The 26,345-nt window shown below is 74.1% G+C and carries 22 protein-coding genes; 14 read left to right on the top strand and 8 right to left on the bottom strand.

What is annotated here, in order from left to right; translation table 11 throughout:
• The first annotated feature begins 60 nt into the window (after positions 1–60).
• The 5 genes from DWV08_RS08075 to DWV08_RS08055 all read left to right on the top strand — a co-directional run bounded on the left by DWV08_RS08075 (position 61) and on the right by DWV08_RS08055 (position 6,461).
• Positions 61–1,632 (top strand): ABC transporter ATP-binding protein, encoded by a 1,572-nt coding sequence (locus tag DWV08_RS08075; RefSeq protein WP_115413324.1) that lies wholly within the window; start codon positions 61–63, stop codon positions 1,630–1,632.
• Positions 1,629–3,173 (top strand): ABC transporter permease, encoded by a 1,545-nt coding sequence (locus DWV08_RS08070; protein WP_115413323.1) that lies wholly within the window; start codon positions 1,629–1,631, stop codon positions 3,171–3,173. Before DWV08_RS08075 ends, DWV08_RS08070 begins: the two co-directional genes overlap by 4 nt.
• Positions 3,170–4,507: an ABC transporter permease gene (locus DWV08_RS08065; protein WP_115413322.1), complete on the top strand. Its 1,338-nt coding sequence runs from the start codon at positions 3,170–3,172 to the stop codon at positions 4,505–4,507. The genes DWV08_RS08070 and DWV08_RS08065 overlap by 4 nt, the downstream gene beginning before the upstream one ends.
• 13 nt (positions 4,508–4,520) lie before the next feature.
• On the top strand, positions 4,521–4,976 hold the full coding sequence (locus tag DWV08_RS08060; RefSeq protein ID WP_115413321.1) for a cytidine deaminase: 456 nt from the start codon (positions 4,521–4,523) through the stop codon (positions 4,974–4,976).
• 174 nt (positions 4,977–5,150) lie between these two features.
• Entirely contained in the window at positions 5,151–6,461 is a 1,311-nt protein-coding gene (locus DWV08_RS08055) for a thymidine phosphorylase (RefSeq protein ID WP_115413320.1), read from the top strand.
• A 7-nt stretch (positions 6,462–6,468) separates the two neighbouring features.
• Here the strand turns inward: DWV08_RS08055 and DWV08_RS08050 are convergent, their stop codons facing one another.
• The gene (locus DWV08_RS08050; RefSeq protein WP_115413319.1) at positions 6,469–7,566 is read right to left on the bottom strand and encodes an NUDIX domain-containing protein; all 1,098 of its coding nucleotides are present in this window, start codon (positions 7,564–7,566) and stop codon (positions 6,469–6,471) included.
• Between the two features lie 132 nt (positions 7,567–7,698).
• Here DWV08_RS08050 and deoC point away from each other — a divergent pair, with 132 nt between their 5' ends.
• Positions 7,699–8,364 carry a deoxyribose-phosphate aldolase gene (deoC, locus tag DWV08_RS08045; RefSeq protein WP_115413318.1) on the top strand — a complete coding sequence of 222 codons (666 nt, stop codon included), beginning with the start codon at positions 7,699–7,701 and terminating at the stop codon, positions 8,362–8,364.
• 98 nt (positions 8,365–8,462) lie between these two features.
• Here the strand turns inward: deoC and DWV08_RS08040 are convergent, their stop codons facing one another.
• Together DWV08_RS08040 and DWV08_RS08035 are read right to left on the bottom strand one after the other, a co-directional pair.
• Positions 8,463–10,184, bottom strand: a complete 1,722-nt coding sequence (locus DWV08_RS08040) for a phospho-sugar mutase (protein ID WP_115413317.1) — start codon at positions 10,182–10,184, stop codon at positions 8,463–8,465.
• Between the two features lie 91 nt (positions 10,185–10,275).
• The gene (locus DWV08_RS08035; RefSeq protein ID WP_115413316.1) at positions 10,276–11,121 is read right to left on the bottom strand and encodes a purine-nucleoside phosphorylase; all 846 of its coding nucleotides are present in this window, start codon (positions 11,119–11,121) and stop codon (positions 10,276–10,278) included.
• Positions 11,122–11,219: 98 nt separating this feature from the next.
• Here DWV08_RS08035 and DWV08_RS08030 point away from each other — a divergent pair, with 98 nt between their 5' ends.
• On the top strand, positions 11,220–12,686 hold the full coding sequence (locus tag DWV08_RS08030; protein ID WP_115413315.1) for an NAD(P)H-quinone dehydrogenase: 1,467 nt from the start codon (positions 11,220–11,222) through the stop codon (positions 12,684–12,686).
• 12 nt (positions 12,687–12,698) lie between these two features.
• On the opposite strand, the gene DWV08_RS08025 is transcribed toward DWV08_RS08030, so the two are convergent.
• Genes DWV08_RS08025 through DWV08_RS08005 form a run of 5 tightly spaced genes read right to left on the bottom strand, consistent with a single transcriptional unit; the run spans position 12,699 to position 18,855 of the window.
• A complete protein-coding gene (locus tag DWV08_RS08025; RefSeq protein ID WP_115413314.1) occupies positions 12,699–14,477 on the bottom strand; it encodes an acetyl/propionyl/methylcrotonyl-CoA carboxylase subunit alpha in 1,779 nt (592 codons plus the stop codon).
• 56 nt (positions 14,478–14,533) lie between these two features.
• The gene (locus tag DWV08_RS08020; RefSeq protein WP_115413313.1) at positions 14,534–15,277 is read right to left on the bottom strand and encodes a Maf family protein; all 744 of its coding nucleotides are present in this window, start codon (positions 15,275–15,277) and stop codon (positions 14,534–14,536) included.
• The gene (locus tag DWV08_RS08015; RefSeq protein WP_115413312.1) at positions 15,274–16,962 is read right to left on the bottom strand and encodes a DUF885 domain-containing protein; all 1,689 of its coding nucleotides are present in this window, start codon (positions 16,960–16,962) and stop codon (positions 15,274–15,276) included. The genes DWV08_RS08020 and DWV08_RS08015 overlap by 4 nt, the downstream gene beginning before the upstream one ends.
• A 31-nt stretch (positions 16,963–16,993) precedes the next feature.
• Positions 16,994–17,269, bottom strand: coding sequence for a hypothetical protein (locus DWV08_RS08010; protein WP_115413311.1), 276 nt, complete (start codon positions 17,267–17,269; stop codon positions 16,994–16,996).
• A complete protein-coding gene (locus tag DWV08_RS08005) occupies positions 17,266–18,855 on the bottom strand; it encodes an acyl-CoA carboxylase subunit beta (RefSeq protein WP_115413310.1) in 1,590 nt (529 codons plus the stop codon). Before DWV08_RS08005 ends, DWV08_RS08010 begins: the two co-directional genes overlap by 4 nt.
• A gap of 174 nt (positions 18,856–19,029) precedes the next feature.
• On the opposite strand from DWV08_RS08005, the gene DWV08_RS08000 reads away from it, so the two are divergent.
• The 7 genes from DWV08_RS08000 (at position 19,030) to DWV08_RS07970 (ending at position 26,313) form a co-directional block, all read left to right on the top strand.
• Positions 19,030–19,944, top strand: coding sequence for a biotin--[acetyl-CoA-carboxylase] ligase (locus DWV08_RS08000; protein ID WP_115413309.1), 915 nt, complete (start codon positions 19,030–19,032; stop codon positions 19,942–19,944).
• Positions 19,941–21,140, top strand: coding sequence for an adenylate/guanylate cyclase domain-containing protein (locus DWV08_RS07995; RefSeq protein WP_115413308.1), 1,200 nt, complete (start codon positions 19,941–19,943; stop codon positions 21,138–21,140). Before DWV08_RS08000 ends, DWV08_RS07995 begins: the two co-directional genes overlap by 4 nt.
• Positions 21,141–21,257: 117 nt before the next feature.
• Positions 21,258–21,953, top strand: coding sequence for a response regulator transcription factor (locus tag DWV08_RS07990; RefSeq protein ID WP_115413307.1), 696 nt, complete (start codon positions 21,258–21,260; stop codon positions 21,951–21,953).
• Positions 21,954–21,956: 3 nt separating this feature from the next.
• Positions 21,957–23,423 carry an ATP-binding protein gene (locus DWV08_RS07985; RefSeq protein ID WP_115413306.1) on the top strand — a complete coding sequence of 489 codons (1,467 nt, stop codon included), beginning with the start codon at positions 21,957–21,959 and terminating at the stop codon, positions 23,421–23,423.
• A gap of 18 nt (positions 23,424–23,441) precedes the next feature.
• Complete coding sequence (locus DWV08_RS07980) at positions 23,442–24,659, top strand: 5-(carboxyamino)imidazole ribonucleotide synthase (protein ID WP_115413305.1); 1,218 nt, start codon at positions 23,442–23,444, stop codon at positions 24,657–24,659.
• Positions 24,656–25,204 carry a 5-(carboxyamino)imidazole ribonucleotide mutase gene (purE, locus tag DWV08_RS07975; RefSeq protein WP_115413304.1) on the top strand — a complete coding sequence of 183 codons (549 nt, stop codon included), beginning with the start codon at positions 24,656–24,658 and terminating at the stop codon, positions 25,202–25,204. Before DWV08_RS07980 ends, purE begins: the two co-directional genes overlap by 4 nt.
• The gene (locus DWV08_RS07970; RefSeq protein WP_115413303.1) at positions 25,201–26,313 is read left to right on the top strand and encodes an acyltransferase family protein; all 1,113 of its coding nucleotides are present in this window, start codon (positions 25,201–25,203) and stop codon (positions 26,311–26,313) included. Before purE ends, DWV08_RS07970 begins: the two co-directional genes overlap by 4 nt.
• Positions 26,314–26,345: the final 32 nt, after the last annotated feature.

Here is a 26,345-nt window from a genome sequence, read left to right as displayed (position 1 = left end):
TCCCCTGTCCGAGAACCGTCCGGCCGAGCAGCTCGGCCGGCGCCGACGGAAGCGAGTGCTGTGAAGCTCGAACTGCGCGGGATCACGAAGACCTTCGGGACCTTCGTGGCCAACGACGCCATCGACCTGGTGGTCGAACCCGGCGAGATCCACTCCCTGCTGGGGGAGAACGGCGCCGGCAAGTCCACCCTGATGAATGTGCTGTACGGGCTGTACCGCCCCGACGGCGGCGAGATCGTCATCGACGGGACGCCGGTCTCCTTCTCCGATCCGGGGGACGCGATGGAGGCCGGCATCGGGATGGTGCATCAGCACTTCATGCTGGTGCCGGTGTTCACGGTCGCGGAGAACATGGTGCTGGGCAACGAGCCCACCCGCGGCGGCCTGCTGGACATCGCCGCCGCCCGCACCCTGGTGCGGGAGATCTCCGCCCGCTTCGGCTTCGACCTGGATCCCGATGCGCGCGTGGAGGACCTCCCCGTCGGCGCCCAGCAGCGGGTCGAGATCATCAAGGCGCTCAGCCGCAGCGCCGAGGTGCTGGTGCTGGACGAGCCCACCGCGGTGCTCACCCCGCAGGAGACCGACGAGCTGATGGCGATCATGCGTCAGCTGCGGGACGAGGGCACCTCGATCGTGTTCATCACCCACAAGCTCCGCGAGGTCAAGGCGGTCTCCGACAGGATCACGGTGATCCGGCGCGGCCGGGTGGTCGGCGAGGCGGATCCCTCCGCGGACCAGGCCGAGCTCGCCTCCCTGATGGTGGGCCGGCAGGTCTCCCTCGCCCAGGAGAAGGCGGAGGCGACCCCGGGCGAGGTCGCGCTCGAGGTGGAGGATCTGCGGGTCACCGACGCCGCGGGCACCCGCACCCTGGACGGGGTCTCCTTCGACGTGCGCCACGGCGAGGTGCTCGCCATCGCCGGCGTGCAGGGCAACGGCCAGACCGAGCTCACCGAGGCGCTGCTGGGCCTGCAGGAGACGGTGCACGGCTCCGCGCGCCTGGAGGGCCGTGAGCTGGTGGGCCGCAGCACCAAGCAGGTGCTCGACGCCGGGGTGGGCTTCGTCCCCGAGGACCGCACCCACGACGCCCTGGTGGCGGACTTCTCCGTCGCCGAGAACCTCGTGCTGGACCAGCACGACCGCCCGCCCTTCGGCAGCGCGGTCGCCATGTCCCTGCGCGCCATCGCGGAGAACGCGAAGCGGCTGATCCCCGAGTTTGACATCCGCACCGGGTCCGCCTCCGCCGCGGCCTCGACCCTCTCCGGCGGCAACCAGCAGAAGATCGTGATGGCGCGGGCGCTGAACCGCGAGCTGTCCCTGCTGCTCGCCTCCCAGCCCACCCGCGGTGTGGACGTCGGCTCGATCGAGTTCCTCCACCGCCGCATCCTCGACGAGCGGGACAAGGGCACCCCGGTGGTGATCGTCTCCACCGAGCTCGACGAGGTCACCCAGCTCGCCGACCGCATCGCGGTGATGTACCGGGGGAGGATCCTCGGCATCGTGCCTGGCGACGAGGACCGCGACGTGCTGGGCCTGATGATGGCCGGCTACTCGGCCGAGGCCGCCCGCGAGGCCGTCGCCGCCGGCGCCCGCACCACCGACTCCCAGCTCGCGGACGAAGGAGACATCGCATGAGCACGCTCGACGCCGCGGAGACCGGCTCCGCGCCCGGTGTCGGGGCGGGCAGCTCCGACACCCCGCCGCCGCCCGAGCAGAGCGCGGAGACCGCGCTGTCGCGCACCCTGCAGCGGATCGCTCGCGGCGACCTGCTGGTGGTGGTGATGAGCTTCGTGTTCGCCTTCGTGATCGGCTCCGTGCTGATCGTCATCGCGAACCAGGAGGTGCGCGAGACCCTCGGGTACTTCGTCGCCCGCCCCACCGACGCGCTCGGCGCGATCTGGCAGGCCGTCACCCAGGCCTACGGCGCGATGTTCCGCGGCGCGATCTTCGATGTCCCCGGCTTCCAGCGCACCGCCGAGAGTATCCGCGAGGCCGGCGGCAGCGGCACCTACGTGCTGCTGCCCGCCCTCGCCACCGGGCTGCGACCGCTCACCGAGACCCTCACCGTCGCGACCCCGCTGATCATCGCCTCCGCCGGCATGGCCGTCTCCTTCCGCGCGGGACTGTTCAACATCGGCGGCACGGGCCAGCTGATCGCCGGCGCGATGGCCGCCGGCTACGTGGGCTTCACCTTCGATCTCCCCGTCGCCGTGCACCTGCTGGCCTGCCTGATCGCCGGCGTCCTCGCGGGCGGGGTCTGGGGCGGCATCGCCGGCTTCCTCAAGGCGCGCTTCGGCGCCAACGAGGTGATCAGCACGATCATGCTGAACTGGATCGCGACCTATCTGCTGTTCTTCGCCCTGAAGACGGCGGCGTTCACCGGCGCCAACCAGTCCCAGCCCACCTCGCCCTCGGTGGGCGAGAACGCCGCGCTGCCGCTGCTGCTGGGCTCCGGCTTCCGGCTCCACGCGGGCCTGTTCCTCGCCGCCGGCGCCGCCGTGCTGCTGTGGTGGCTGATGAGCCGTTCGACGATCGGCTTCCACTTCCGCGCCGTGGGCTCCAACCCTCGTGCCGCCCAGGTGGCCGGCATCTCCCCGGCGCGCACCGCCTTCCTGGTGCTCGCCGTCGCCGGCGGACTGGTGGGCCTCGCCGGTGCCGTGCACGTGCTCGGCACGGAGCGACGGCTCACCGAGGGCGTGGCCGGGAGCATCGGCTTCGACGCGATCACGGTGGCGCTGCTGGGCCGCTCCGGTCCTGTCGGGATCGTGCTGGCCGGCCTGCTGTTCGCGGGTCTGTCCACCGGCGGGCGCTTCATGGAGTCGAACCAGGGGGTGCCGCTGGACCTCGTGCAGGTGATCCAGGTGCTGGTGGTGCTGTTCATCGCCGCGCCCCCGCTGGTGCGCACCCTGATCGGGCTGCGGCGCGTGGATCATCCCGGCGCCCGCGCCCGCGTGCGCCGCGCCCGCGGGGCGCAGCAGGGCGGCGCGGTCGCCGCCGGGGCGGCGGCCACCGCTGCGACCGTCGCGGACGACGCGCGGCGCAGCCCCGCGGAGGCCGAGGACGCCGACCCCGATCCGGGCCCGGCCACGTCGGGGGAGCGCAGCGGCGAGCGCGACGGACCGCCCGGCCCGGACCGCCCCGAGCAGCCCACCGATGCGCAGGAGGAGGAGCGATGAGCACGGCATCACCCGTCGTCATGGACGACTCCGCGACCGAGAAGGTGTTCGAGGACAGGCGCCCCGACAGCTGGTGGCGTGTGCCCGCCGCGACCACGGTGTTGGGCCTGCTCGCCCTGGTCGTCTTCGGACTGCGCGGCATCCCGGGCGTCGAGTCGGTGTACGTGGTGGTCCACGAGAGCGATCTGAACCCCTTCGGTCTGATACCGGAGCGGATCACCGTGCCCTCGAAGGGCGGCGCGGTGGCCCTCTCCGTGCTCGCGCTCCTGGCCTCGGCCGGACTGTGGGTGCTCAACGCCCGCAGCGCCCGCCCCCGCGCACGGGTGCGCACCACGCTGCTGGCCGTGTTCGCCGCGGCGTGGGTGTTCTCGTTCCTCACCTGGGTGATCTCCGAGCGCACCCTCGACGTCACCACCCTGCTGCAGGGCACCCTGGTGCTCGCGGTCCCGCTCGCGTTCGGCGCGCTCTCGGGCGTGCTCTCCGAGCGCGCGGGCGTCATCAACATCGCGATCGAGGGGCAGCTGCTGTTCGGCGCCTTCGGCGCCACGCTGATCGGCTCCCTCACCGGCAGCGTGTGGATCGGACTGCTCGCCGCCCCCCTGATGGCGCTGTTCATGGGAGCGCTGCTGGCCCTGTTCGCCGTGGGCTACCAGGTGCAGCAGATCATCGTGGGCGTGGTGCTGAACGTGCTGGCGATCGGCATCACCTCGTTCTTCTTCGGCTCCGTGATGCGGGACAACCCCGGCCTGTTCAACGCCCCGATGCGCCTGCCCACGCTGCGGATCCCGGTGCTGGCCGACCTGCCGCTGATCGGCGCGGCGCTGTTCGACCAGAACATCCTCGTGTACCTCATGTGGCTGATCGTCGCGGGGCTCACGGTCGCGCTGTTCCGCACCCGCTGGGGTCTGCGCGTGCGCTCCGTGGGCGAGCACCCCAAGGCGGCGGACACCGTGGGCATCAACGTCAACCTCACCCGGTGGAAGAACGTGCTGCTGGGCGCGGCCGTGGCCGGGCTGGGCGGGGCCACGCTCACCATCGGCACCGGCGTCGCCTTCGGCGAGGAGATGTCCGCCGGCAAGGGCTACATCGCCCTGGCCGCGATGATCCTGGGCCGCTACCACCCCGTCGGCGCGCTGCTGGCGGCGCTCACCTTCGCGTTCGCGGACTCGCTCCAGCTGCGGCTGGGCACGATGTCCGCCTCCGCGGGCGGGGTGTCGATCCCGGGTGACTTCCTGCTGATGCTCCCCTACGTGGTGGCGCTGTTCGCGGTGGCCGGGGTGGTGGGGCGCGTGCGCGTCCCGGCCGCCAACGGCCAGCCGTACGTCAAGCAGTGAGACCATCGCAGGCATGAGCCTCCACGATTCCGCCGCGCCCGAGCCCGTCGCCCCGGAACCCTCCGAGGAGTTCACGGATCTGCTGGCGGCCGCTCGGGAGATCGCCGAACGCGCGTACACCCCGTACTCCCGCTTCCGGGTGGGCGCGGCCGGGCTCGCCGAGGACGGCCGCCTGGTGCGGGGCTGCAACGTGGAGAACGCGGGCTACGGCGTCACCCTCTGCGCCGAGTGCGGGCTGATCAGCGAGCTCGTCGCCGGAGGCGGCGGGAGGCTGCGCCGCTTCGTGTGCGTGGGCGGGGACGAGTCCCTGCCGCGCGGGGAGCGGCAGGTGGTGATGCCCTGCGGGCGCTGCCGCCAGCTGCTCTCCGAGCACGCCGCACCCGATCTGGTGCTCCTCACGCCGGAGGGCCCGCGCGGCATGGACGACGTGCTGCCTCAGGCCTTCGGCCCCGCGGATCTGCGACCCTGAGACCCTGAGGACCCCGGGTGTGCCGGCGCTCCGGCGCCCACCGCCCATCGCCCGTGGCCGTCCCGTCGGCCACGAGCGCCGTCGGCGCCCGGACCGCCCTCGCCGGCGGCCCCCGGGCCACGGCCCTCGCCGGCCCACCGACCACCACCCCCGCCACGATCCCGAGGAGCACCCGTGACCGAGAACCCCACCCCGGACGTCGAGCCCTTCGACGTCGTCGACGTGATCCGCACCAAGCGTGACGGCTCCCGCCTCGACGAGGCCCAGATCGACTGGGTGATCGACGCCTACACCCGCGGCGTCGTCGCCGAGGAGCAGATGGCGGCGCTCGCCATGGCAATCTTCCTGCGCGGCATGGAGCGGCCCGAGATCGCCCGCTGGACGGCCGCGATGATCGCCAGCGGCGAGCGGATGGACTTCTCCGCCCTCGCCAAGCCCACCACCGACAAGCACTCCACCGGCGGGGTGGGGGACAAGATCACCCTGCCGCTGGCCCCGCTGGTCGCCTCCTACGGCGTGGCGGTGCCGCAGCTGTCCGGGCGCGGCCTCGGCCACACCGGCGGCACCCTCGACAAGCTCGAGGCGATCCCCGGCTGGCGCGCCGCGCTCACCAACGACGAGATGATGCGGCAGCTCGACGAGGTGGGCGCCGTGATCTGCGCGGCCGGGTCCGGCCTCGCCCCCGCGGACAAGAAGCTCTACGCCCTGCGCGACGTGACCGGCACCGTCGAGGCGATCCCGCTGATCGCCTCCTCGATCATGTCCAAGAAGATCGCGGAGGGCACCGCCGCGCTCACCCTCGACGTGAAGACCGGCGCCGGCGCCTTCATGAAGGACGAGGGCGACGCCCGCGAGCTCGCCCGCACGATGGTGGACCTCGGCACCGACGCCGGGGTGCGCACCGTCGCCCTGCTCACCGACATGTCCGCGCCGCTCGGCCGCACGGCCGGCAACGGCCTCGAGGTGCGCGAGTCCCTCGAGGTGCTCTCCGGCGGCGGCCCGGCCGACGTGGTGGAGCTGACCTGCGCCCTGGCCCGCGAGATGCTCGAGGCCGCCGGGGTGCACGACGCCGACGTGGAGGCCGCGCTCGCCGACGGGCGGGCGATGGACTCCTGGCGCGCGATGATCGCCGCGCAGGGCGGGGACGTCGACGCCCCGCTGCCCACCGCGCAGCACGTCGAGGAGCTGCGCGCGAGCGAGGACGGCGTGGTGACCGGGCTGGACGCGATGGGCGTGGGCGTGGCCGCCTGGCGCCTCGGCGCGGGACGCTCGCGCCCGGGGGAGGCCGTCCAGGCCGCCGCGGGCGTCGAGATCGAGAAGCACCTGGGGGAGGAGGTGCGGGCCGGGGACGTGCTCGCCCGCCTCCACACCGACACCCCCGGCCGCCTCGCCCGGGCGCTCGAGGCGCTGGACAGGGCCTGGGACCTCTCCGCCCCCGGCACGGAGGTTCCCGAGCGCCGGATCGTGCTGGACCGGATCGGCTGAGGGCGGCTCAGGGGCGGCGCGACGCCTCGCGACGCCGCAGCGCGGGCAGGATGTGCTCGCGCATCAGCGGCGCGAGACGTCCTCCGTTGCCGTGCGCGCCGTCGTTCTCGAGCGGGATCCACCGGTGCTCGGCGAGCTCGGCGCGCACCTGCAGAGGGCCCGGCAGCGGGGTGCGGGTGAGGAACACGCTCGCGTGCACCACGGTGCCCGGCTCGTTCGCGGCCACCGCCTCGAACTCGCCCAGCGGGTCGAGTTCCTCGGCATGCAGCCGGACGCCCAGCTCCTCCTCGACCTCGCGCAGCGCCGCCTCCCGGGCGCTCTCCTCGCCGTCGAGCTTCCCGCCCACCTGCATCCAGGAGCCGGTGCCGTGCTTGCGGACGCACAGCAGCTCGGTGCCGGGCGCCGTCCCCGCGGGAGCGTCGCGCAGGAAGCACACCGCCGCGATCCGCAGCCGGGAGCGCGCCGCGGAGGCGGGCCGGCAGTGCCGCTCCGCCTCGGCGTGGACGACGATCTCCCGGATCCTGCGCACCGCGGCGCGCAGCCCGTCGGGCCGGAGCCCCGCACGCACCCAGCCGTGCATGTCGTCGCGCTGCTGGAGGGCGAGGGCGGTGCCGCGCTGCAGCAGGATCGGCACCGGCTTGCGGTGCTCGCGCAGGTCACGGGCCAGGCGCAGGGTGAACACCACGGGCACCGCACGGTCCAGCACGATTGCCTCTGCGAGCAGTCCGGCGGCGGCGAGCGGGGCTATCAGCTCGGCGGCGAAGATGCCCTCGGCGATCAGCACCGGCGCGTCCCCGAGCTCCAGCCGCGCCGAGCCCGTGCGGCGCGACAGCGCGATCGAGTAGGTGGGGATCTCGGCCGCGCCGTCGTGCGCCAGCGCGGTGAGCGCACGCAGCGCCGCGCCCGCGTCCCAGGAGGCGGGGTGGTCCCAGTCCGGGATCCCGAAGCGGCGCGGCAGCGTCGGATCGTCGCCCTCGCGGTAGAAGTCGTCCAGGTTCAGCGCGGGCACTCCTGCGCGGCGCGAGACCACGCCCTTGCCGCTGCCGGAGGGGCCGGTGAGCAGGACGATGCGGCGCGGGGCCCGGGACGGCGAGGGGGTGGTCACGGCCAGCCAGTCTACGACGGGCCCGGGGAGGTCGCCCGGCCCCCGGGCCGGGGGAGTGGGGACGGTCGCAGGATCGGACGCTCCGCGCCGGAACGGATGCGCGCAGGGGCAGGGTTCTGCCAAGATCGCTCCATGACCGCACTCGAGAACGCACAGCTCGCACAGCTCATCGACCACACCCTGCTCAAGCCCGAGGCCACTCGCGACGACGTCACCGCGCTGCTGCGGGAGGCCGAGGAGCTGGGCACCTACTCCGTCTGCGTCTCCCCGTCGATGCTCCCGGTCGAGACCACCGTCAAGGTCGCGACCGTGTGCGGCTTCCCCTCGGGGCAGCACGCCCCGTCCCTCAAGGCGGCCGAGGCCGCGGACTCGGTCGCCAAGGGAGCCGACGAGGTGGACATGGTGCTCAACGTGGGCCTGGCCCGCGCGGGCGAGTTCGACGCCGTCGAGGCGGAGATCCGGGCGGTGCGCGAGGCCGCCCCGGCGCCCGTGGTGCTCAAGGTGATCATCGAATCCGCTGCCCTCGAGGACGCGCAGATCGTGGGCGTGTGCCAGGCCGCGGAGCGCGCCGGGGCCGACTTCGTGAAGACCTCCACCGGCTTCCACCCCGCCGGCGGCGCTGCCGAGCACGCGGTGCGGCTGATGCGCGAGACCGTCGGCGACCGCCTGGGCGTCAAGGCCTCCGGCGGCATCCGCACCCGCGAGGCGGCCGAGGCGATGGTCGCCGCCGGCGCGAGCCGGCTCGGGCTCTCCTCCTCCAAGGCCATCCTCGAGGGCGGCACCGGCAGCGGGTACTGAGCCGCCGCGCCTGTCGATGGCGCCGGGCCCCTCCGCACATCGCGGGCGGGGCCCGGTGCCGTCACGCCGGGGGTGCCGCCGCGGGCGGGCTCACGGGCTCAGTCGGTGGGGGCGCCGAGCACCTCGCGCAGCTCCGCCGTGAGCGCCTCGAGGCGCTCGTCGGCGCGGTGGCGGATCGCGGTGAGCTCCTCGACGGGTGCCCCGGCCGGGACCGAGGAGAGCACCTCGAGGTAGCACTTCAGCTTCGGCTCGGTGCCGGAGGGGCGCACCACCACCCGGGTGCCGTCCTCGCTGAGCAGCAGCACGCCCTCGGTGGGCGGCAGCCCGGTGGTCTCCACCGAGCCCTCGGCGAGATCCTGGTTCGCCGCCACCGGGGAGCCCAGCAGCGCGGCGGGCGGCTCGGCCCGCAGGCGCGCCATCATCACGTCCCGCTCGGCGAGCTCCGCCACCCGCAGCGAGAGCTGCGCGGTGGAGAACAGGCCGTCCCGCTGGGCGAGCTCGTCCAGCCGCCCGATCAGGGTGCCGCCCTCGGCCTTCGCCAGCGCCGCCATCTCGGCCACCATCAGCGCGGCGGAGAGGCCGTCCTTGTCGCGCACCACGTCCGGTTGCACGCAGTAGCCGATCGCCTCCTCGTAGCCGAACACGATCCCCGGCGCACGGGTGATCCACTTGAAGCCGGTGAGCGTCGCCGCGGGCTCCAGCCCGGACTTCTCCGCGATCCGTCCCAGCCAGCGGCTCGAGACGATCGAGCGCGCCAGCGTGCCGCGGCGGCCGTGGCGGCGCACCATGTGGTCGCCCAGCAGCACGCCCAGCTCGTCGCCGGTGAGCATCCGCCAGTCGCCCCGGTGCGCGTCGAGCACGGCGGCCGCGCAGCGGTCCGCATCGGGGTCGTTCGCGATCACCACGTCGGCCTCGACCGTGCGCGCCAGCTCGAGCGCGAGATCGATCGCCCCGGGCTCCTCCGGGTTCGGGAACGCGACGGTGGGGAAGTCGGGATCCGGATCGGCCTGCTTCGCCACCGGGTGCACCTCTTCGAAGCCGGTGCGGTGCAGCGCCGCCAGCGCCGTCTCCGTGCCCACGCCGTGCATCGCGGTGTGCACGATCCGCACCCCGCGCGGCCCCTGCGGGTCCGGCAGCGCGCAGATCGCCGCGAGATAGTCCTCCCGCAGCTCCTCGCCCAGCAGCTCCCAGCCCGCCTCCGCCGTCGGGATCCCGGAGGCGGGCCCGACGGCCGCGATGCGGGCGGCGATCTGCGCATCCGAGGGCGGCACGATCTGCACGCCGCGGCCGTCGGCATCGGCCGCGCGCCCGCCCAGGTAGACCTTGTAGCCGTTGTCCGCCGGCGGGTTGTGGGAGGCGGTCACCACGATGCCGGCATCGGCCTCCAGGTGCCGCACCGCGAAGGCGACCAGCGGGGTGGGGCCGAAGCGCTCCAGCAGGTGCACCCGGCAGCCGGCCGCGGTCATGATCTCCGCCGAGCGGCGGGCGAAGTCGGCCGAGCGGTGACGGGCGTCGTAGCCGATCACCACCAGCGGGTCCTCGAGGCCGACGTCCTCGCGCAGGTGGTCGGCGAGGCCGCGGGCGGCGCGGGAGACCACGGCGAGGTTCATGCGGTGCGGGCCCGGGGCCATCCGGCCGCGGAGCCCGGCGGTGCCGAACTCCAGATCGGCCGCGAAGGCGTCGGTGATCTCCTCGAGCGCGGCGGCGTCGCCGGCCTCGGCCTGCTCCCGCAGACCCTCCAGCGCGGCCCGGGTGGTGGGATCCGGATCGTGCTCCAGCCACTGATCGATCCGGTCCCGCAGTGCGGCGTCGATGCTCATCGCGGTGTGCTCCTCCCGTGCGGTGTGTGCTGCGGCGTGCTCTGCGGTGCGGTGCGGTGCGTGGTGCGCGGTGCGGTGCGGGCGCGCGGGCTCAGGCGCCCGCGCCCACCTCGGCGGGGCGCTCGGTGATCCGTCGCACCGTCTCGGCCAGCAGGCGGGAGATGCGCGGGCCCGCCTCCCGCCCCGCCTCGAGCACCTCCTCGTGGCTGAGCGCCTCGCCGCTGATCCCGGCGGCGAGGTTGGTGACCAGGGAGATGCCCAGCAGGTCCATGCCCGCCTCGCGGGCGGCGATCGCCTCGAGCGCGGTGGACATCCCCACCAGGTGCGCGCCGATCGTCTTCGCCATCTGCACCTCCGCGGGGGTCTCGTAGGTGGGGCCGGAGAACTGCATGTACACACCCTCGTCGAGGCTGTCGTCCACCTCGTGCGCGATCGCGCGCAGCGCCGGCGTGTACAGATCGGTGAGGTCCACGAAGTTCGCACCCACCAGGGGGGTGGCGCCGGTGAAGTTGATCTGGTCCCGGATCAGCACCGGGGTGCCGGGCGTCCAGGAGGGGTCGATGCCGCCGCAGCCGTTGGTGAGCACCATGGTGCGCGCGCCGGTCGCGGCCGCGGTGCGCACCCCGTGCACCACCGCGTCCACCCCCGCGCCCTCGTAGAAGTGGGTGCGGGCGCCGAGCACCAGCGCGCGCGCCCCCGTGCCCTCCACGCGGATCGAGCGCAGGGTCCCCACGTGGCCGGCGACGGCCGGGGGGCGGAATCCGGGCACGGTGGTCGCGTCGGCCTGCCACACGGTCTCGCCGAGGAGGTCCGCCGCGCCGGACCACCCCGAGCCGAGCACCAGGGCGAGATCGTGCGAGGGCACCCCGCTGGCCTCGGCGATCGAGGCGGCGGCCTCGCGGGCGAGCTGGTACGGATCCGGAGTCGAAGTCGTCATGGACCGAAGGTAGCGCAGAGCGCGGGCCGCCGCCCACGCTCCGCGGCCGGGCCGTCGGATTCGCCTCCCCACCGCGCGCTCTTTGCCACAATTGAGCCGTGACGGATCCCAGCACCGCCCTCCCTTCCGACCCCCGGCGCGTCGAGCGCGCCGGGGACCGTGCCCGGGTGGTGATCATCGGCGGCGGCCCCGGCGGCTACGAGGCCGCGCTCACCGCGGCCCGCCACGGCGCGGAGACCGTGCTCGTCGAGGAGCGCGGGATCGGCGGCGCCGCCGTGATCACCGACGTGGTGCCCTCGAAGACCCTCATCGCCACCGCGGACGTGCTGGACCTGGTGGCCGGCTCCGAGCAGCTGGGCATCCGCGACGCCGACAACGGCACCGCCCCGGCGGCGCACTCCCTGAACGTGGACCTCGCCGCCGTCAACCGCCGGGTGCGGGAGCTGGCCGCCGCGCAGTCCGCCGACATCCGCGCCAGCCTGGTCGAGGCCGGGGTGCGGGTGCTCGACGGGAGGGGCCGGCTGGACGGACCGGACCGGGTGGAGGTGCTCGACGCCTCGGGACGCTGCGAGGAGCTGCTCGACGCAGACGTGGTGCTGCTCTCCGTGGGCGCCCGGCCCCGCGAGCTGGCCGGCGCCCCCTGCGACGGCGAGCGGATCCTCAACTGGACCCAGCTGTACGACCTGGACCGCCTGCCCGAGCATCTGATCGTGGTGGGCTCCGGCGTCACCGGCGCCGAGTTCGCCAGCGCCTACCGCGCCCTGGGCAGCCGGGTCACCCTGGTCTCCTCCCGGGACAAGGTGCTGCCGGGCACCGACGCGGACGCCGCCGACGTGCTCGAGCACGCCTTCGCCCGCCGCGGGATCACGGTGCGCTCCCGCACCCGGGCCGAGACGGCGCGACGCACCGAGGACGGCGTGGCGGTGACCCTCACCTCCGGGGAGGAGATCACCGGCAGCCACGTGCTGATGGCACTGGGCGGGATCCCCTCCACGAGGGACCTCGGCCTGTTCACCGCCGGGGTGCGGGTGCGCGAGAGCGGGCACATCGAGACCGACCGCGTCTCGCGCACCTCGGTGCGGGGCGTCTACGCCGCCGGGGACTGCACGGGCGTGTACCCGCTCGCCTCCGTCGCCGCCATGCAGGGCCGGATCGCGATGCACCATGCCCTGGGCGACGCCGTCTCCCCGCTGATCGCCGCGCAGGTCTCCTCCGCGATCTTCACCAGCCCCGAGATCGCGGTGGTGGGCGCCTCGGAGCAGGACGTCGCCTCCGGGGAGACCCGCGGCGAGGTGCTCACGCTGCCGCTGGACACCAACCCGCGGGCGAAGATGCAGGGGATCTCCGAGGGGTTCGTGAAGCTGATCGTGCGCCCCGGTTCGCACACCGTGCTGGGGGCGGTGGTGGTCGCGCCGCGGGCCAGCGAGCTGATCCTGCCCTACACCCTCGCCGTCGCGCACCGGCTCACGGCGGAGCAGGTGGCGGGCACGTTCACCGTGTACCCCTCGCTCACCGGCTCCCTCGCGGAGGTCGCACGCCAGAGGCTCCTCGACGACCAGGGCTGACGGCGCCGGCTGTCAGTCCTCGATCGCGCAGAGCACGGCGCCGGCGGAGACGGTCGCGCCGATCTCGGCGCTGAGCCCCTTCACGATCCCCGAGCGGTGCGCGGTGATCGGCTGCTCCATCTTCATCGCCTCGAGCACCACCAGCAGGTCGCCGTCGGCCACCGACTGGCCCTCCTCGGCGAGCACCTTCACGATGGTGCCCTGCATCGGCGCGGTGACGCTGCCGCCGCCGCTCGCCTCGGCGCCGGCGGCCCGGTGCTGGCGCTTGCGGCGCTGGCGCACGGCGGCCTGCGGGGCGCGCAGGGAGGCGGGGAGGCTGATCTCGACCCGTCGGCCGTCCACCTCGACCACCACGGCTTCGCGGTCCTCGGGCTCCTCCGGCTGGCCGGGCAGCGGCGCGGCCGGCAGGTCGTTGTCGAACTCGGTCTCGATCCAGCGGGTGTGCACGCCGAAGGGCTGCTCCGAATCCGCCGGGGCGAAGGCGGGATCCTCGACCACGCGGGCGTGGAAGGGGAGCACGGTGGGGATCCCCTCGACATGGAACTCGGCGAGGGCGCGGCGGGAGCGCTCCAGCGCCTGCTGCCGGGTGGCGCCGGTGACCACGAGCTTGGCGAGCATCGAGTCGAAGGCGCCGGAGATCTCGTCCCCCGCGCGCACGCCCGTCTCGACCCGCACGCCGGGGCCGGAGGGCATCTCGAAGCGCTGGATGCGCCCGGGGGCGGGCATGAAGCCGCGGCCCGGGTCCTCGCCGTTGATGCGGAACTCGAAGGAGTGGCCGCGCACGGCGGGATCCTGCTCGCTGATCCGCTCGCCGGCGGCGATGCGCAGCTGCTCGCGGACCAGGTCCACGCCGGCCACCTCCTCGGTGACCGGGTGCTCGACCTGCAGGCGGGTGTTCACCTCGAGGAAGGAGATGGTGCCGTCGGCACCCACCAGGAACTCGCAGGTGCCGGCGCCCACGTAGCCGGCCTCGCGCAGGATCGCCTTCGAGGAGGAGACCAGCTGGGCGTTCTGCTGCGGGCTGAGGAACGGCGCCGGGGCCTCCTCCACGAGCTTCTGGTGGCGGCGCTGCAGCGAGCAGTCGCGGGTGGAGACCACCTGGACGTTGCCGTGCGTGTCCGCCAGGCACTGGGTCTCCACGTGCCGGGGCGAGTCGAGGTAGCGCTCCACGAAGCACTCCCCGCGGCCGAAGGCGGAGACCGCCTCGCGCACCGCGGAGTCGAACAGCTCGCGCACCTCGGACTCCTCGCGCGCCACCTTCAGCCCGCGGCCGCCGCCGCCGAAGGCGGCCTTGATCGCGATCGGCAGGCCGTGCTCGCGGGCGAAGTCGACCACCTCGTCGGAGTTCTTCACCGGGTCCTTGGTGCCGGCCACCAGCGGGGCGCCGGCCTTCTGCGCGATGTGCCGGGCGGAGACCTTGTCGCCCAGCTTCTCGATCGCGTCCGCGGGCGGTCCGATCCAGGTCAGGCCCGCGTCGATCACGGCCTGCGCGAAGTCCGCGCGCTCGGAGAGGAAGCCGTAGCCGGGGTGGATCGCGTCCGCGCCGGAGCGGTGGGCGATGTCGAGGATCTTGTCGACCACCAGGTACGAGCTGGCGGCGGTGGTGCCGCCCAGGGCGTAGGCCTCGTCGGCGATCTGGGTGTGCAGGGCGTCACGATCGGGATCGGCGTACACCGCGACCGAGCGCAGTCCGGCATCCCGGCACGCCCGGGCGATCCGCACCGCGATCTCCCCACGGTTGGCGATCAGCACCGTGGTCAGGGGGCGGGGCTTGGAGGAGCGTGCGGGCATCGGGGAGAGGTCCTTCCGAGGGGGTCAGCAGAGGTCGAGTGTAGTACCGCGGCGGCTCAGTCGGCGGCAGGTCCGGGCGAGGCGCCGTGGGCGGAATCCTCGGCCGGCTCCTCCCACAGCTCGTGCACGCCCAGCCCGATCTCGCCGAGCATGCGCCGCAGCAGCGGCAGGGACAGCCCCACCACCGCGTGCGGATCGCCCTGGACGCGCTCCACGAACGGGCCGCCGCGGCCGTCGAGGGTGAAGCCCCCGGCCACGCCCAGCGGTTCGCCCGTGGCGACATAGGCGTCGATCTCCTCGTCGGAGAGCGCCGCGAAGGTGAGCTCGCAGCTCGCCGTCGCCCCGAAGGTCGCGCCGGTGCCGCCGTCGGCCTCGTCGCGGTCGTCCACGATCCAGTGCCCCGAGTGCAGCACCCCGGTGCGCCCGCGCATCGCGCGCCAGCGTTCGCGGGCCCGCTCGGAGGTGTGCGGCTTGCCGATCACCTCGCCGTCCAGCTCGAGCATCGAGTCGCACCCCAGCACCACATAGCCGCCCTCGGAGCGGGCGGTGGCCGCCAGCGCCTTCTCGCGGGCCAGCAGCAGCACCTCCTCCGCAGGGGTGGGTGTCCCGGCGGGCTCGGAGGACTCCGCGGCGAGCTCCCGGGCCCGGGCGAGGATCCCCTCCTCGTCGAGGTCCACCGGGAGGGTCGCGTGCTCGATGCCCGCCGCGCGCAGCGTGGCGCGGCGGCCCGCGGAGGCGGAGGCGAGCAGCAGCAGCGGATCGTGCGCCGCGCCGTCGGCGGCAGGGGTGGGGGCGGTCATCGCAGGGCCTCCTCGAGGACGGACAGCGGCAGGCCGCCGAGCTCCAGGGCGCGGCGATGGAAGTCCCGCACCGGGGTGCCGGCGCGCTCGGCCTCGGCGCGCAGCTCCTCCCAGAGGCGCTGGCCGATCTTGTACGAGGGCGCCTGGCCGGGCCAGCCCAGATAGCGGTGCAGCTCGAAGCGGCGCTCCGCCTCGGTGACGCCCCAGTGCGCGCCCATGAAGTCCCAGGCCTTCTCGTAGGTCCAGGCCCCGCCGGCGGAGCCCGCCAAGGAGTCGGGCATCGGCAGCTCGCAGTGCAGGCCGATGTCGAGCACCACACGGCCCGCGCGCAGGCGCTGCGCGTCCAGCATCCCCAGCCGGTCGCCGTCGTCGGCGAGATGGCCCAGCTGGTCCATGAGGCGCTCGGCGTACAGCGCCCAGCCCTCGCCGTGGCCGGAGACCCAGCACATCATCGCCCGCCACCGGTTCAGGGCGGAGGCCTGGAGGGTCTGGGTGCCCACCTGCAGGTGATGGCCGGGCACGCCCTCGTGGTAGACGGTGGTGGTCTCCAGCCAGGTGTGGAACTCGGTGGTGCCGCTCGGCACGTCCCACCACATCCGCCCCGGACGGGTGAGGTCCTCGCTGGGACCGGTGTAGTAGATGCCGCCGGAGCCGGTGGCCGCGATCCGGCACTCGAGCCGGCGCAGCGGCTCGGGGATGTCGAAGTGCGTGCCGGCGAGCTCGTCGATCGCCCGGTCGCTGAGGTCCTGCATCCAGGCGCGCAGCTCCTCGGTGCCGTGCAGCACCCGGGAGGGATCGGCGTTCAGCGCCTGCTTCGCCGCCTCCACCGAGCTGCCGGCCCCGTTCCCGGCTCGCTCGTTGATCCGGCGGGCCACGGCCTCCTGCTCGGCGACGATCGCGCGGAGCTCCTCCACGCCCCAGGCGTAGGTCTCGTCCACGTCGATCTGCGAGCCCAGGAAGGTGCGGGAGGCCAGGGCGTAGGCGTCCCGGCCCACCGCGTCCCGCTCGGGGGCCCGGGCGGCGAGCTGCTCGAGCTCGTCGGCCAGGGCCAGGTACCCCTGCGCGGCGGTGCGGGCCGCCTCCTGCACCCGGGCGCGCTGCGCGTCGTCGCCCACGGCGCCGGCGGCGAAGGAGGCGAAGAAGCCGTCCTCGGCGGCGAAGCCGCGCGCCTGCTCGGCCCCCAGCAGCAGCTGGCGGCGCGCGGAGAGCACGCCGTGACCGGCCGCCTCGTGCAGGGACTGCGCCCAGCTGCCCAGGGCGTCGGGGAAGCGGGACATCCGCTCGGAGATCACCTGCCAGTCCTCGGCGGTGTCCGTGGGCATCTGGTCCAGCTCGTCCCGGGACTGCAGCGGGGAGGCGAGATTGTTGACGGTCGCGATGTCCAGGTGCTGCTCGGAACGCTCGATCTCGAGGCCCAGCCGCTCGGTGAGCGCGGCCCGGGTGACGGCGTCGGCCGCGTCCTCGTCCGGCACCTCGGCGGCGCGCGCCAGCAGGGTGCGGGCGGCGTCGGTGCGCTCGGCGACGGCGGCGGGGGAGAAGTCGGTGACCTCGTGGTCGTGCCCGGGGATCCCCAGGGAGGTGGCGAGGAACGGATCGAGGCGGGCGCTAAGCTCCACGTACTCGTCGGCGAGGGCGTCCAGGGCGGTCGTGGGGCGCGGTGCGGTCACGGCGGTGGGATCGGGCATGCGCCGCAGTCTAGTGCCGTGCCGCCCGTGCTCAGCGGTCCGAGAACTGCCAGGCGGTGGGGGAGGGATGGCTGCGCAGCGCATGGCCGCGCGGGTGGCCGTGCACCGCGTCGTTCCAGGCCCCGGCCCCGGCGCCGCGTCCCTCGGCGAGCATCCGCTCCTCCGCCTCGAGGCGGCTGGTGACGCTCATGGCGGAGACCACCACGGCGATCGCCGCGAGCTCGTCGTCGCGCAGGTAGCCCTGCACCAGGCGCACGTCCGCGCCGGGCGCCGCCGCGGCGTCGCCGGTCGCGTCGGCCGCGCTCACAGCGGGATGTTCCCGTGCTTCTTGGTGGGCAGCGCATCGCGCTTGGTGCGCAGGGCGCGCAGCGCGCGCGAGACCTCGAGCCGGGTCTCGGCCGGGCGGATCACGCCGTCGATCCAGCCGCGCTCGGCGGCGGTGTACGGGGTGGCGAACTGCTCCTCGTACTCGGTCTCGAAGCGGGCGCGGGCCGCGGCGACGTCCCCGCCCTGCTCGGCGACCTCGCGGAGGTCGCCGCGGTGGAGGATGTTCACCGCACCCTGCGAGCCCATCACCGCGATCTGCGCGGTGGGCCAGGCGAGGTTGATGTCCGCGCCCAGCTCCTTCGAGCCCATCACGATGTAGGCGCCGCCGTAGGCCTTGCGGGTGATCACCGTGATCAGCGGGACCGTCGCCTCGGCGTAGGCGTACAGCAGCTTCGCGCCGCGCCGGATGATGCCGCCGTACTCCTGGTCGGTGCCGGGCAGGAAGCCGGGCACGTCCACGAAGGTGAGCACCGGGATGTTGTTCGCATCGCACAGCCGCACGAAGCGGGCCGCCTTCTCCGAGGCGTCGATGTCCAGGGTGCCCGCCAGGTGCGAGGGCTGGTTGGCGATGATGCCCACGCTGTACCCCTCCACGCGCCCGAAGCCCACCAGCACGTTCTGCGCGAACATCGACTGGACCTCGAGGAACTCGCCGTCGTCGAGCACGGCGCGCAGCACGGTGAGCATGTCGTAGGGCTGGTTGGGGGAGTCGGGCACCAGGGTGTCCAGCGCCGTGTCCGTCGCCGTGAGGGACTCCTCGACGTGCACCGGGAACGACGGGGCAGGGCTCAGCGTGTTCGCCGGCAGGTAGCTCAGCAGGTCCTTGACGTACTCGATCGCCTCGGCCTCGTCCGGCGCCATGTAGTGGGCGACCCCGGAGCGGGAGGTGTGGGTGCGCGCCCCGCCCAGCTCCTCGAAGCCCACGTCCTCGCCGGTGACGGTGCGGATCACGTCCGGTCCGGTGATGAACATGTGGGAGGTCTTCTCCACCATCACGATGATGTCGGTGAGGGCGGGGGAGTAGACGGCGCCGCCCGCCGCCGGGCCCATGATCAGGGAGATCTGCGGGATCACGCCGGAGGCGCGGGTGTTGCGCTTGAAGATCCCGGCGAACATCGCCAGCGAGGCCACGCCCTCCTGGATGCGCGCGCCGCCGCCGTCGAGGATGCCGATGATCGGCACGCCCGTGCGCAGCGCGAGGTCCTGGACCTTCTGGATCTTGCGGCCGTGGGCCTCGCCGAGGGAGCCGCCGAAGGCGGTGAAGTCCTGGGAGTACACGCACACCTGCCGCCCGTCCACGGTGCCGTACCCGGTGACGATCCCGTCGCCGTCGGGCCGCTTGGCATCGATGCCGAAGCTGCGGGCCTGGTGGCGCACGAAGCGGTCGGTCTCGACGAACGAGCCGTCGTCCAGCAGGTCGGAGATCCGCTCACGGGCCGTCTTCTTGCCGCGCGCATGCTGCTTCTGGACCGCGACCTCGTCGGCCGCGGAGACCGCGACCGCATCGCGCTCGCGCAGGTCCTCGAGTCGCTGAGCGGTGGTGAGCGGCCTCGGGGCGTCGGTCACGGAGCCTCCTGCTGCGGCCCGTGGGGCCGCGTGCTGTTCCTGCGGATGGACACGGGGATACTACGCTACGCACGTCCGACGGCGGCGAGCGTCCGGTGCGTGCACGGCGCGTCCGTCCCCGGATGTCGCACACGGCACACGCCTGTCCGGGACGTGGCGAGGGAAGGAGACCCGATGGGCCCACCGGGGAGCAGTCCGCGGATCCTCCGCCGCGACGAGGTGACCTCCACCCAGGACGAGGCGCTGCGCCTCCTCGCCGAGGGGGCCCGCCACCCGTTCGCCGTCGCCGCCCGGCACCAGAGCCGCGGCCGGGGCCGGCTCGGCCGCGCCTTCGCGAGCCCCGCCGGGGCCAGCCTCGCCCTCACCGTCGTGCACCGCACCGCGCTCGCGCCGGACCGCCGCGGCTGGTTCCCGCAGGTGGCGGGTCTCTCCGCGCTCGCCGCGCTGGATCGCGTGCTGGGCGACGCGTTCGGAGGCGAGGGCGGCCCCGGACTGAAGTGGCCCAACGATCTGCATACCGGGGACGGACGCAAGCTGGGCGGGATCCTGGTCGAGGCGCGCGGGACGGACCTCGTGCTGCTGGGCGTCGGGCTTAACCTGCGCGGCCCGGTGGTGGACCCCGACGGCGCCCCGGTGCCCGGCGCCGCCTGGCTGCTCGGCGAGGACGGCCTGCTCGGCGAGGGCGCGCCCGTGCCCGGCGGCGCCGACCTTCCGGTGGAGTCGCTGCGCGAGCGGCTCGAGACCGCGCTCGCGGAGGCGCTGGGCGTCGAGCTGGCGCGGCTGGAGTCCGCGGGGGGAGACGCCGTCTCCGCGGGGATCCACGGGCGCTACACTATGACCTGCCTCACACTCGGGTGCGATGTGCGGATCGACCCGTTGGGGGAGACGGGTGCGGGCGGGACACGGCCGCGCTCGGTGCACGGCACCGCCCGGGAGATCGACGCATGCGGCCGACTGGTCGTCGACCTCGCGGGAGGGGGCCGGACGGCCGTGGACATCGGGGATGTGCGGCATCTGCGACCGGGCGGACCCGTCCGGTCCGACATCCAGGAGGCGATGGACATCGAGCAGGAGGAGCACGGCACGTGACCGAAGGCATGGACGATCTTGAGCGCCCGGCGCGCTCGGCGGCACCCGAGGGGCTCGAGGGCTCGTCGCCGCGGGACGCCTTCGGCACGGAGACCTCCGAGCTGCCGGATCTCTCCCGGGACGACGAGGCCTCGGACCCTCTGGGCGAGGAGGAGATCCTCGACATCAACCGCCGTTTCGCCGCGGTGCGCCGCAGCGTGGGCGCGCTGGAGAAGGTGCTGCTGCAGGGGCCGCGCAAGTACTCCCGCCGCGACCTCTCCGAGCAGCACGACATCCCCGAGCGGCTCACCTCCGTGTACTGGCGCTCGCTCGGCTTCACCCCGGTGGACGAGGACACGGTGGTGTTCACCGAGGAGGACGCCTACGCCATCGGGGACCTCGCCGCCGTGGTCGAGGAGGGGGCGATCACCGAGCGCGCCTTCGCGAGCATCTCCCGCGGCATGGGATTCCACATGGGGCGCCTGGCGATGTGGATCACCGAAGCGCTGGTGGACGAGGCGAAGCACGCCGACGGGCTGGACGACGCCCGCGCCCGCCAGCAGATGCTCGACGCCATCCCCGAGCTGCTGGAGATCTTCGAGTCCCAGGTGATGTTCACCTTCCGCCGACAGCTCGCGGCCTACGCCGCCCGGGCCGGCAGCGAGGTGCTGCACCGGGACACCGACGAGCTGTTCCCGCTGCAGCGGGCCGTGGGCTTCGCCGACCTCGTCCAGTTCACCCGGCTCGCCCAGGACCTGCCGGGCGCCGAGCTCGCGGACATGGTGGGGCGGTTCGAACAGGTCAGCCGCGACATCATCTCCGTGGGCGGCGGACGAGTGGTCAAGACCGTGGGCGACGAGATCATGTTCCTGGCCGACACGCCGGAGGACGGCGCTCAGATCGCGGTGAGCCTCGCGGAGGCGATCACCGAGGCCACGGACCTCCCGCCCGTGCGCGTGGGGCTGTCCTGGGGCTCGATGTTCTCCCGCTACGGGGACGTGTTCGGCCCCACCGTCAACCTCGCCGCCCGGATGGAGTCCGTGGCCAGACCGGCAGCGGTGCTGGTGGACGCGGACACCGCCGCCGCGATCGCCGAGGCGCTGCCGGGAGGCTTCTCCTTCGACCGGGGGGAGTCGGTGGAGCTGCACGGCATCGGCGAGGTGCGCGTGAGGGAGATGCGCCGCGAGGGCTCCGCCCCGCTGGACCTCGGCCTGTGAGCGTGCCGCGCGGCACGGTCGTCCCCATCGACTCCCGCGGGCTGGGATGATGGAGCCGCGCCCGCCCCGCACGGGGCACAGGGCCCACTCTGCCGGCATCGTCATAGGATGGATCGCGTGACACGACTGCTTCTCGTCGAGGACGACTCCGCCATCGCCGAACCCCTCTCCCGGGCGCTGGACCGTGAGGGGTACACCGTCACGCGCGCCTCGCGCGGGATGGACGCGCTGGCCATCGCCGCCGGGGCCGAGTCCATCGACCTGGTGATCCTCGACCTCGGCCTGCCCGACCTGGACGGGCTGGAGGTGGCGCGCCGCCTGCGCAAGGGCGGGCTCGAGTGCCCGATCCTCATCCTCACCGCCCGGGCCGACGAGGTCGACGCCGTGGTGGGCCTCGACGCCGGCGCCGATGACTACGTCACCAAGCCGTTCCGCCTCGGCGAGCTGCAGGCGCGCATCCGCGCCCTGATGCGGCGCTCCCAGGCCACCGAGGAGACCGGGGACAGCTTCGACGTCAACGGCGTCACCCTCGACGTCTCCGCGCGCCGCGCCTACGCCGACGGGGAGGAGCTGAGCCTCTCCGCGAAGGAGTACGACCTCCTCACCGTGCTGGTGCGGGAGTCCGGCAGCGTCGTCACCCGCGACGACCTGATGCGCGAGGTGTGGGGTGCGGAGTGGTGGGGATCCACCAAGACGCTGGACATGCACATCTCGTGGCTGCGCCGCAAGCTCGGCGACGACGCCACCGACCCGCGCCGCATCACCACGGTGAGGGGAGTGGGCTTCCGCTTCGAGACCGGCACGGAGAGCTGACGCGTGCGGCAGCGCGTGCTGCAGGCCACCATCATCACCGTGCTGCTGGCCGTGCTCATGCTCGGCATCCCGCTGGGGTTCTCCTGGCTGCAGCTGGTGCGCCAGAACCTCACCAACGATCTCAACAGCATCCTCGACGAGGTCCGGGTCGACACCGAGACCCGGCTCCAGGAGGACGGCGAGATCGACGACGCGCTGCTGCAGCGCCACGTGGATGCGCAGTCGGATCTCAGCCTCTACATCTCCGTCACCTATGAGGACAATCAATACACGGCCGGGGAGCAGCCGAGCGGCGGCGGCTCCTCGAGCAACACCAACGGCGCCTCCGGTCAGGCGATCACGGTCGCGATCCCGGAATCGGACGTGCGCGCCCACACCGCCAGCGCCTGGGTGCTGATGACCGTGGCCGGTCTGGCGGCGCTGTCCATCGGCGTCTCCGTCGCGCTGTGGCAGGCCCAGCGGATCTCCATGCCCCTGGCACGACTCAGCCGGCGCGCCGAGGAGATGGGCTCGGGGCGCTCGCGCGGGCCCTGGAACCCCTCCGGCATCGTGGAGATCGACGACGTCGCCGAGGAGCTCGCGCGCTCCGGCGCGATGCTCAACGAGCGGCTGGAGGCGGAGAGCCGCCTCGCCTCGGACGCCTCGCACCAGCTGCGCACCCCGCTGACGGCGCTGTCGATGCGGCTGGACGAGATCCTCGCCACCAGCTCCGAGGAGTGGGTGCGGGACGAGGCCCGCATCTCGCTGGAGCAGATCGACCGCCTCACGGAGGTGGTGCACGACCTCATCAACGCCCCGCGCTCCTCGCAGCGCCGCACCCCCGGCGTGGTGGAGCTGCGCACCGTGCTCACCCAGCAGAGCGAGGAGTGGTCCCCGGCCTATCGCCGCGCCGGCCGCGAGCTGCGGGTGCAGGTGCCGCGCAGCGCCGCGGTGTGGGGCTCCACCGGCCCGCTCACCCAGGTGATCGCCACCCTGATCGAGAACGCCCTCGCCCACGGCGACGGGCGCACCACCGTGAAGGTGCGCCGCAACGACCACTCCACCGTGGTGGAGGTCGCCGACGAGGGGCCCGGCATCGACGCCGAGCTGGGCGCCCGCATTTTCGAGCGCTCGGTCTCCGGGCGCAGTTCCAGCGGCACCGGAGTGGGGCTCGCCCTCGCCCGCACCCTCGTCGAGGACGACGGCGGCCGCCTCGAGCTGCTCACCGAGAGCCCCGCCACCTTCGGCGTGTTCCTCATCTCCGCGCCCGGCGAGACGGACGTGGACCCGGAGGAGGATGCCTACGAGGAGAGTCGCAGCGGGCGCGGACATCGCGCCCGGGGAGCGCGTGTGCGCTCGGCCCGGAGCGGACGAGGACCGCGCGCGGACATGACCCCGCAGGGAGGGCGCGCGCACCGCACGGGCGGCGATGACCTCGACTCCCTCCCGCAGGGGTCCGTGGTGCGGCGTCGTCCGCGCTCGGAGGCCTGACCTCGTACACTGGCCGCCGTGCACGAGACCCCGCCCCAGCCCGCCCGCACCCCCGCCCCCGCGGCCCGACGAGTCGGCATCGTCGGCGCCGGTCAGCTGGCGCGGATGATGCTGGGCCCCGCCATCGAGCTGGGCCTGGCCACCCCGGTGCTCGCCACCGCCCCCGAGGAGAGCGCCGCGCAGGTCGCCGCGCAGGTCCACCCGGGCCGCCACGACGACGAGCAGGCCGTCCGCGCCCTCGCCGAGGAGGTCGAGGTGCTCACCTTCGACCACGAGCACGTGCCCACCGAGATCCTCGAACGGCTCGAGGCGGAGTCCCTCGTCGCGGTGCGGCCGGGCCCGGCCGCGCTGGTGCACGCCCAGGACAAGCTCGTGATGCGGGAGCGCCTCACCGCGCTCGGCCACCCCTGCCCCCGCTGGTGGCGGATCGGGAGCGAGGAGGCGCTCGCCGAGGCGCTCGCGGAGGCCGGCGGGCGCCTGGTGGTGAAGACCCCCCGCGGCGGCTACGACGCCCACGGGGTGCGGATCGTGGACGGTGCCGCACAGGCCCGGGACTGGCTCGCCGCGCACGGCGAGCTGCTCGCCGAGGAGCTGGTGCCCTTCACCCGGGAGCTCTCCGCCCAGGTGGCGCGGCGCCCCGGCGGGCAGTCCGTCGCCTACCCGGTGGTGCAGTCGGTGCAGAAGGACGGGGTCTGCTACGAGGTGGTCGCCCCCGCGCCCGGCCTGGACGACGCCGCCCAGCAGCGGATCCAGCAGCTCGCCCTCGCGATCGCGGAGGACCTCGACGTCACCGGGATGCTGGCCGTGGAGCTGTTCGAGACCCCCGGCGGCGAGGTGCTCGTCAACGAGCTCGCGATGCGCCCGCACAACACCGGGCACTGGTCCATGGACGGTGCCGTGACCGGGCAGTTCGAGCAGCATCTGCGCGCCGTGGCGGATCTGCCGCTGGGCTCCACCGCCCCCCGCGCGGCCGCGAGCGTGATGGTGAACCTCCTGGGCGGCGCCGCCGAGGACCTCGCCCCCGGCACCCGTGCCGCGCTCGGCGAGGATCCGGAGCTGCGGATCCACCTCTACGGCAAGACCGTGCGCCCCGGCCGCAAGATCGGCCACGTCACCCTGGTGGGCGAGGACCCCGAGGACCTGCTCCGCCGCGCCCACCGCGCCGAGCGCCTGATCGTGGACGGGCCCGACGCCGACCGTCCCACCGCCCCCACCGTCGACGGAGAGCCCCGATGACCGCAGAGCAGACCTCAGACCAGATCGCAGAGCAGACGTCGTCCCGGCCCCTCGTCGGGATCGTCATGGGGTCCGACTCCGACCACCCCGTGATGAAGGCGGCCGAGGAGGCCCTCGCCGAGTTCGGGATCGCCACGAGCGTCGAGGTGGTCTCCGCCCACCGGATGCCCGAGGACATGGTCGCCTGGGGCCGCGGGGCCGCCGACCGCGGCCTGCGCGTGGTGATCGCCGGGGCCGGCGGCGCCGCCCACCTCCCCGGCATGCTCGCCTCCCTCACCCCGCTGCCCGTGATCGGCGTGCCGGTGCCGCTGAAGCATCTCGACGGCATGGACTCCCTGCTCTCGATCGTGCAGATGCCCGCCGGGGTGCCGGTGGCCACCGTCTCCATCGGCGGGGCCCGCAACGCGGGGCTGCTCGCCGCCCGGATCCTCGCCGCCGGCGGCGACGAGGAGGCTGCGCGGCTGCGGGAGCGGATGGTGGCCTTCCAGGGGGAGCTGCGCGACATCGCGCTCGCCAAGGGAGAGGCGCTGAAGGCTTCCCGGTGAGCGGGCCCGCCGCGGCGGCGCCGGGGCGGATCGCCTGGCTGGATCTGGCCAGGGCGCTCTCGATCGTGCTTGTGGTGGTCTACCACGTGGCCGTCGGTGCGCGCGGGGACCTGTTCGCCGGGGTCGACACCCGCGCCGCACGATGGTGGGTGGAGGGGAACCTGGCGCTGGTGCCGCTGCGGATGCCGCTGTTCTTCGCGGTCTCGGGGCTGCTCGCCCACGGGGCCGTGCACCGTCCGCTCGCGGCCGTGGCGCGGCCGCGCTATGCGGATCTGCTGTGGCCGTACCTGCTGTGGAGCCTGCTGTTCGCGGTGATCGCCTGGCCGCAGTACGCGCCGGGGGATCCGGCCGGCTTCCTGTGGGGAGAGGTCACCGGGATGCTGGTGGCGGCCTCCCCCTACTGGTTCATCGCGGTACTGCCGGTGTTCTTCGCGCTCGCCCGGCTGGGGCGCGTGCACCGCGGGGCCCTGGTGGCCGTGGCGCTCCTCGCCTATGCGGCGGCGCCCGCGGTGGAGACGGCGATGCGGGCGGTGGAGGCCTCCCCGGACCTCACCTACGGGGTGTTCCAGCTGCTGGACAACGCGCTGTGGTTCGTGCTCGGGTTCACGGCGCGCTCGTGGATCCTGCGCCGGGGGGAGCGGGGCGCGCCATGGGCCGGCACGGTGCTCGCCGCACTGTTCTGCGCGCTGGTCGCGACGCTCGAGGTCGCACAGCCCGCACCGGCCCTGCACCGGGTGATGGAGCTGGCCGCCTCGCTGAGCGGGCTCGCGGCCTGCGCGGCGCTGCTGCCCCTGCCGGCACGGTGGGCGCCGCTGGCCCGGGCCGGGAGCCTGATCGGCAGCCGGACCCTGGTGATCTACCTGGTGCATCCGCTGGTGATCAGCGCGGCGGTGATGCTGTGGCGCGCCTCGCACGCCGGGGAGGTGCTGGGCGACACGGTCCGCTCCACCCTCCTGGTCCCCGCGCTCAGCGCGCTCGCGATCGTGTGCGCGCTGGCGGTCGACGCCGTGCTCACGCGATGGGGCCCGCACTGGCTGCTGCGGGCCCCCGGGGCGCCGGACCGTGCACCCTCGGACGGCACCGCCCGGGCGCGCCGCGCCTCGTCCTGAGAACCCGGGACGATGGCGGTATCGTCGTGGCC

Source organism: Brachybacterium saurashtrense, assembly GCF_003355475.1.
In the GTDB taxonomy this organism is placed as follows: Bacteria; Actinomycetota; Actinomycetes; order Actinomycetales; family Dermabacteraceae; genus Brachybacterium; species Brachybacterium saurashtrense.
This window is presented reverse-complemented; position numbering and strand designations above follow the sequence as displayed.

Excerpts from the sequence above, each read along its gene's own strand:
- DWV08_RS08070 (WP_115413323.1), top strand. The coding sequence starts at position 1,629 with ATGAGCACGCTCGACGCCGCGGAGACCGGCTCCGCGCCCGGTGTCGGG.
- DWV08_RS08065 (WP_115413322.1), top strand. The coding sequence starts at position 3,170 with ATGAGCACGGCATCACCCGTCGTCATGGACGACTCCGCGACCGAGAAG.
- DWV08_RS08060 (WP_115413321.1), top strand. The coding sequence starts at position 4,521 with ATGAGCCTCCACGATTCCGCCGCGCCCGAGCCCGTCGCCCCGGAACCC.
- deoC (WP_115413318.1), top strand. The coding sequence starts at position 7,699 with ATGACCGCACTCGAGAACGCACAGCTCGCACAGCTCATCGACCACACC.
- DWV08_RS08040 (WP_115413317.1), bottom strand. The coding sequence starts at position 10,184 with ATGAGCATCGACGCCGCACTGCGGGACCGGATCGATCAGTGGCTGGAG.
- DWV08_RS08035 (WP_115413316.1), bottom strand. The coding sequence starts at position 11,121 with ATGACGACTTCGACTCCGGATCCGTACCAGCTCGCCCGCGAGGCCGCC.
- DWV08_RS08025 (WP_115413314.1), bottom strand. The coding sequence starts at position 14,477 with ATGCCCGCACGCTCCTCCAAGCCCCGCCCCCTGACCACGGTGCTGATC.
- DWV08_RS08020 (WP_115413313.1), bottom strand. The coding sequence starts at position 15,277 with ATGACCGCCCCCACCCCTGCCGCCGACGGCGCGGCGCACGATCCGCTG.
- DWV08_RS08015 (WP_115413312.1), bottom strand. The coding sequence starts at position 16,962 with ATGCCCGATCCCACCGCCGTGACCGCACCGCGCCCCACGACCGCCCTG.
- DWV08_RS08000 (WP_115413309.1), top strand. The coding sequence starts at position 19,030 with ATGGGCCCACCGGGGAGCAGTCCGCGGATCCTCCGCCGCGACGAGGTG.
- purE (WP_115413304.1), top strand. The coding sequence starts at position 24,656 with ATGACCGCAGAGCAGACCTCAGACCAGATCGCAGAGCAGACGTCGTCC.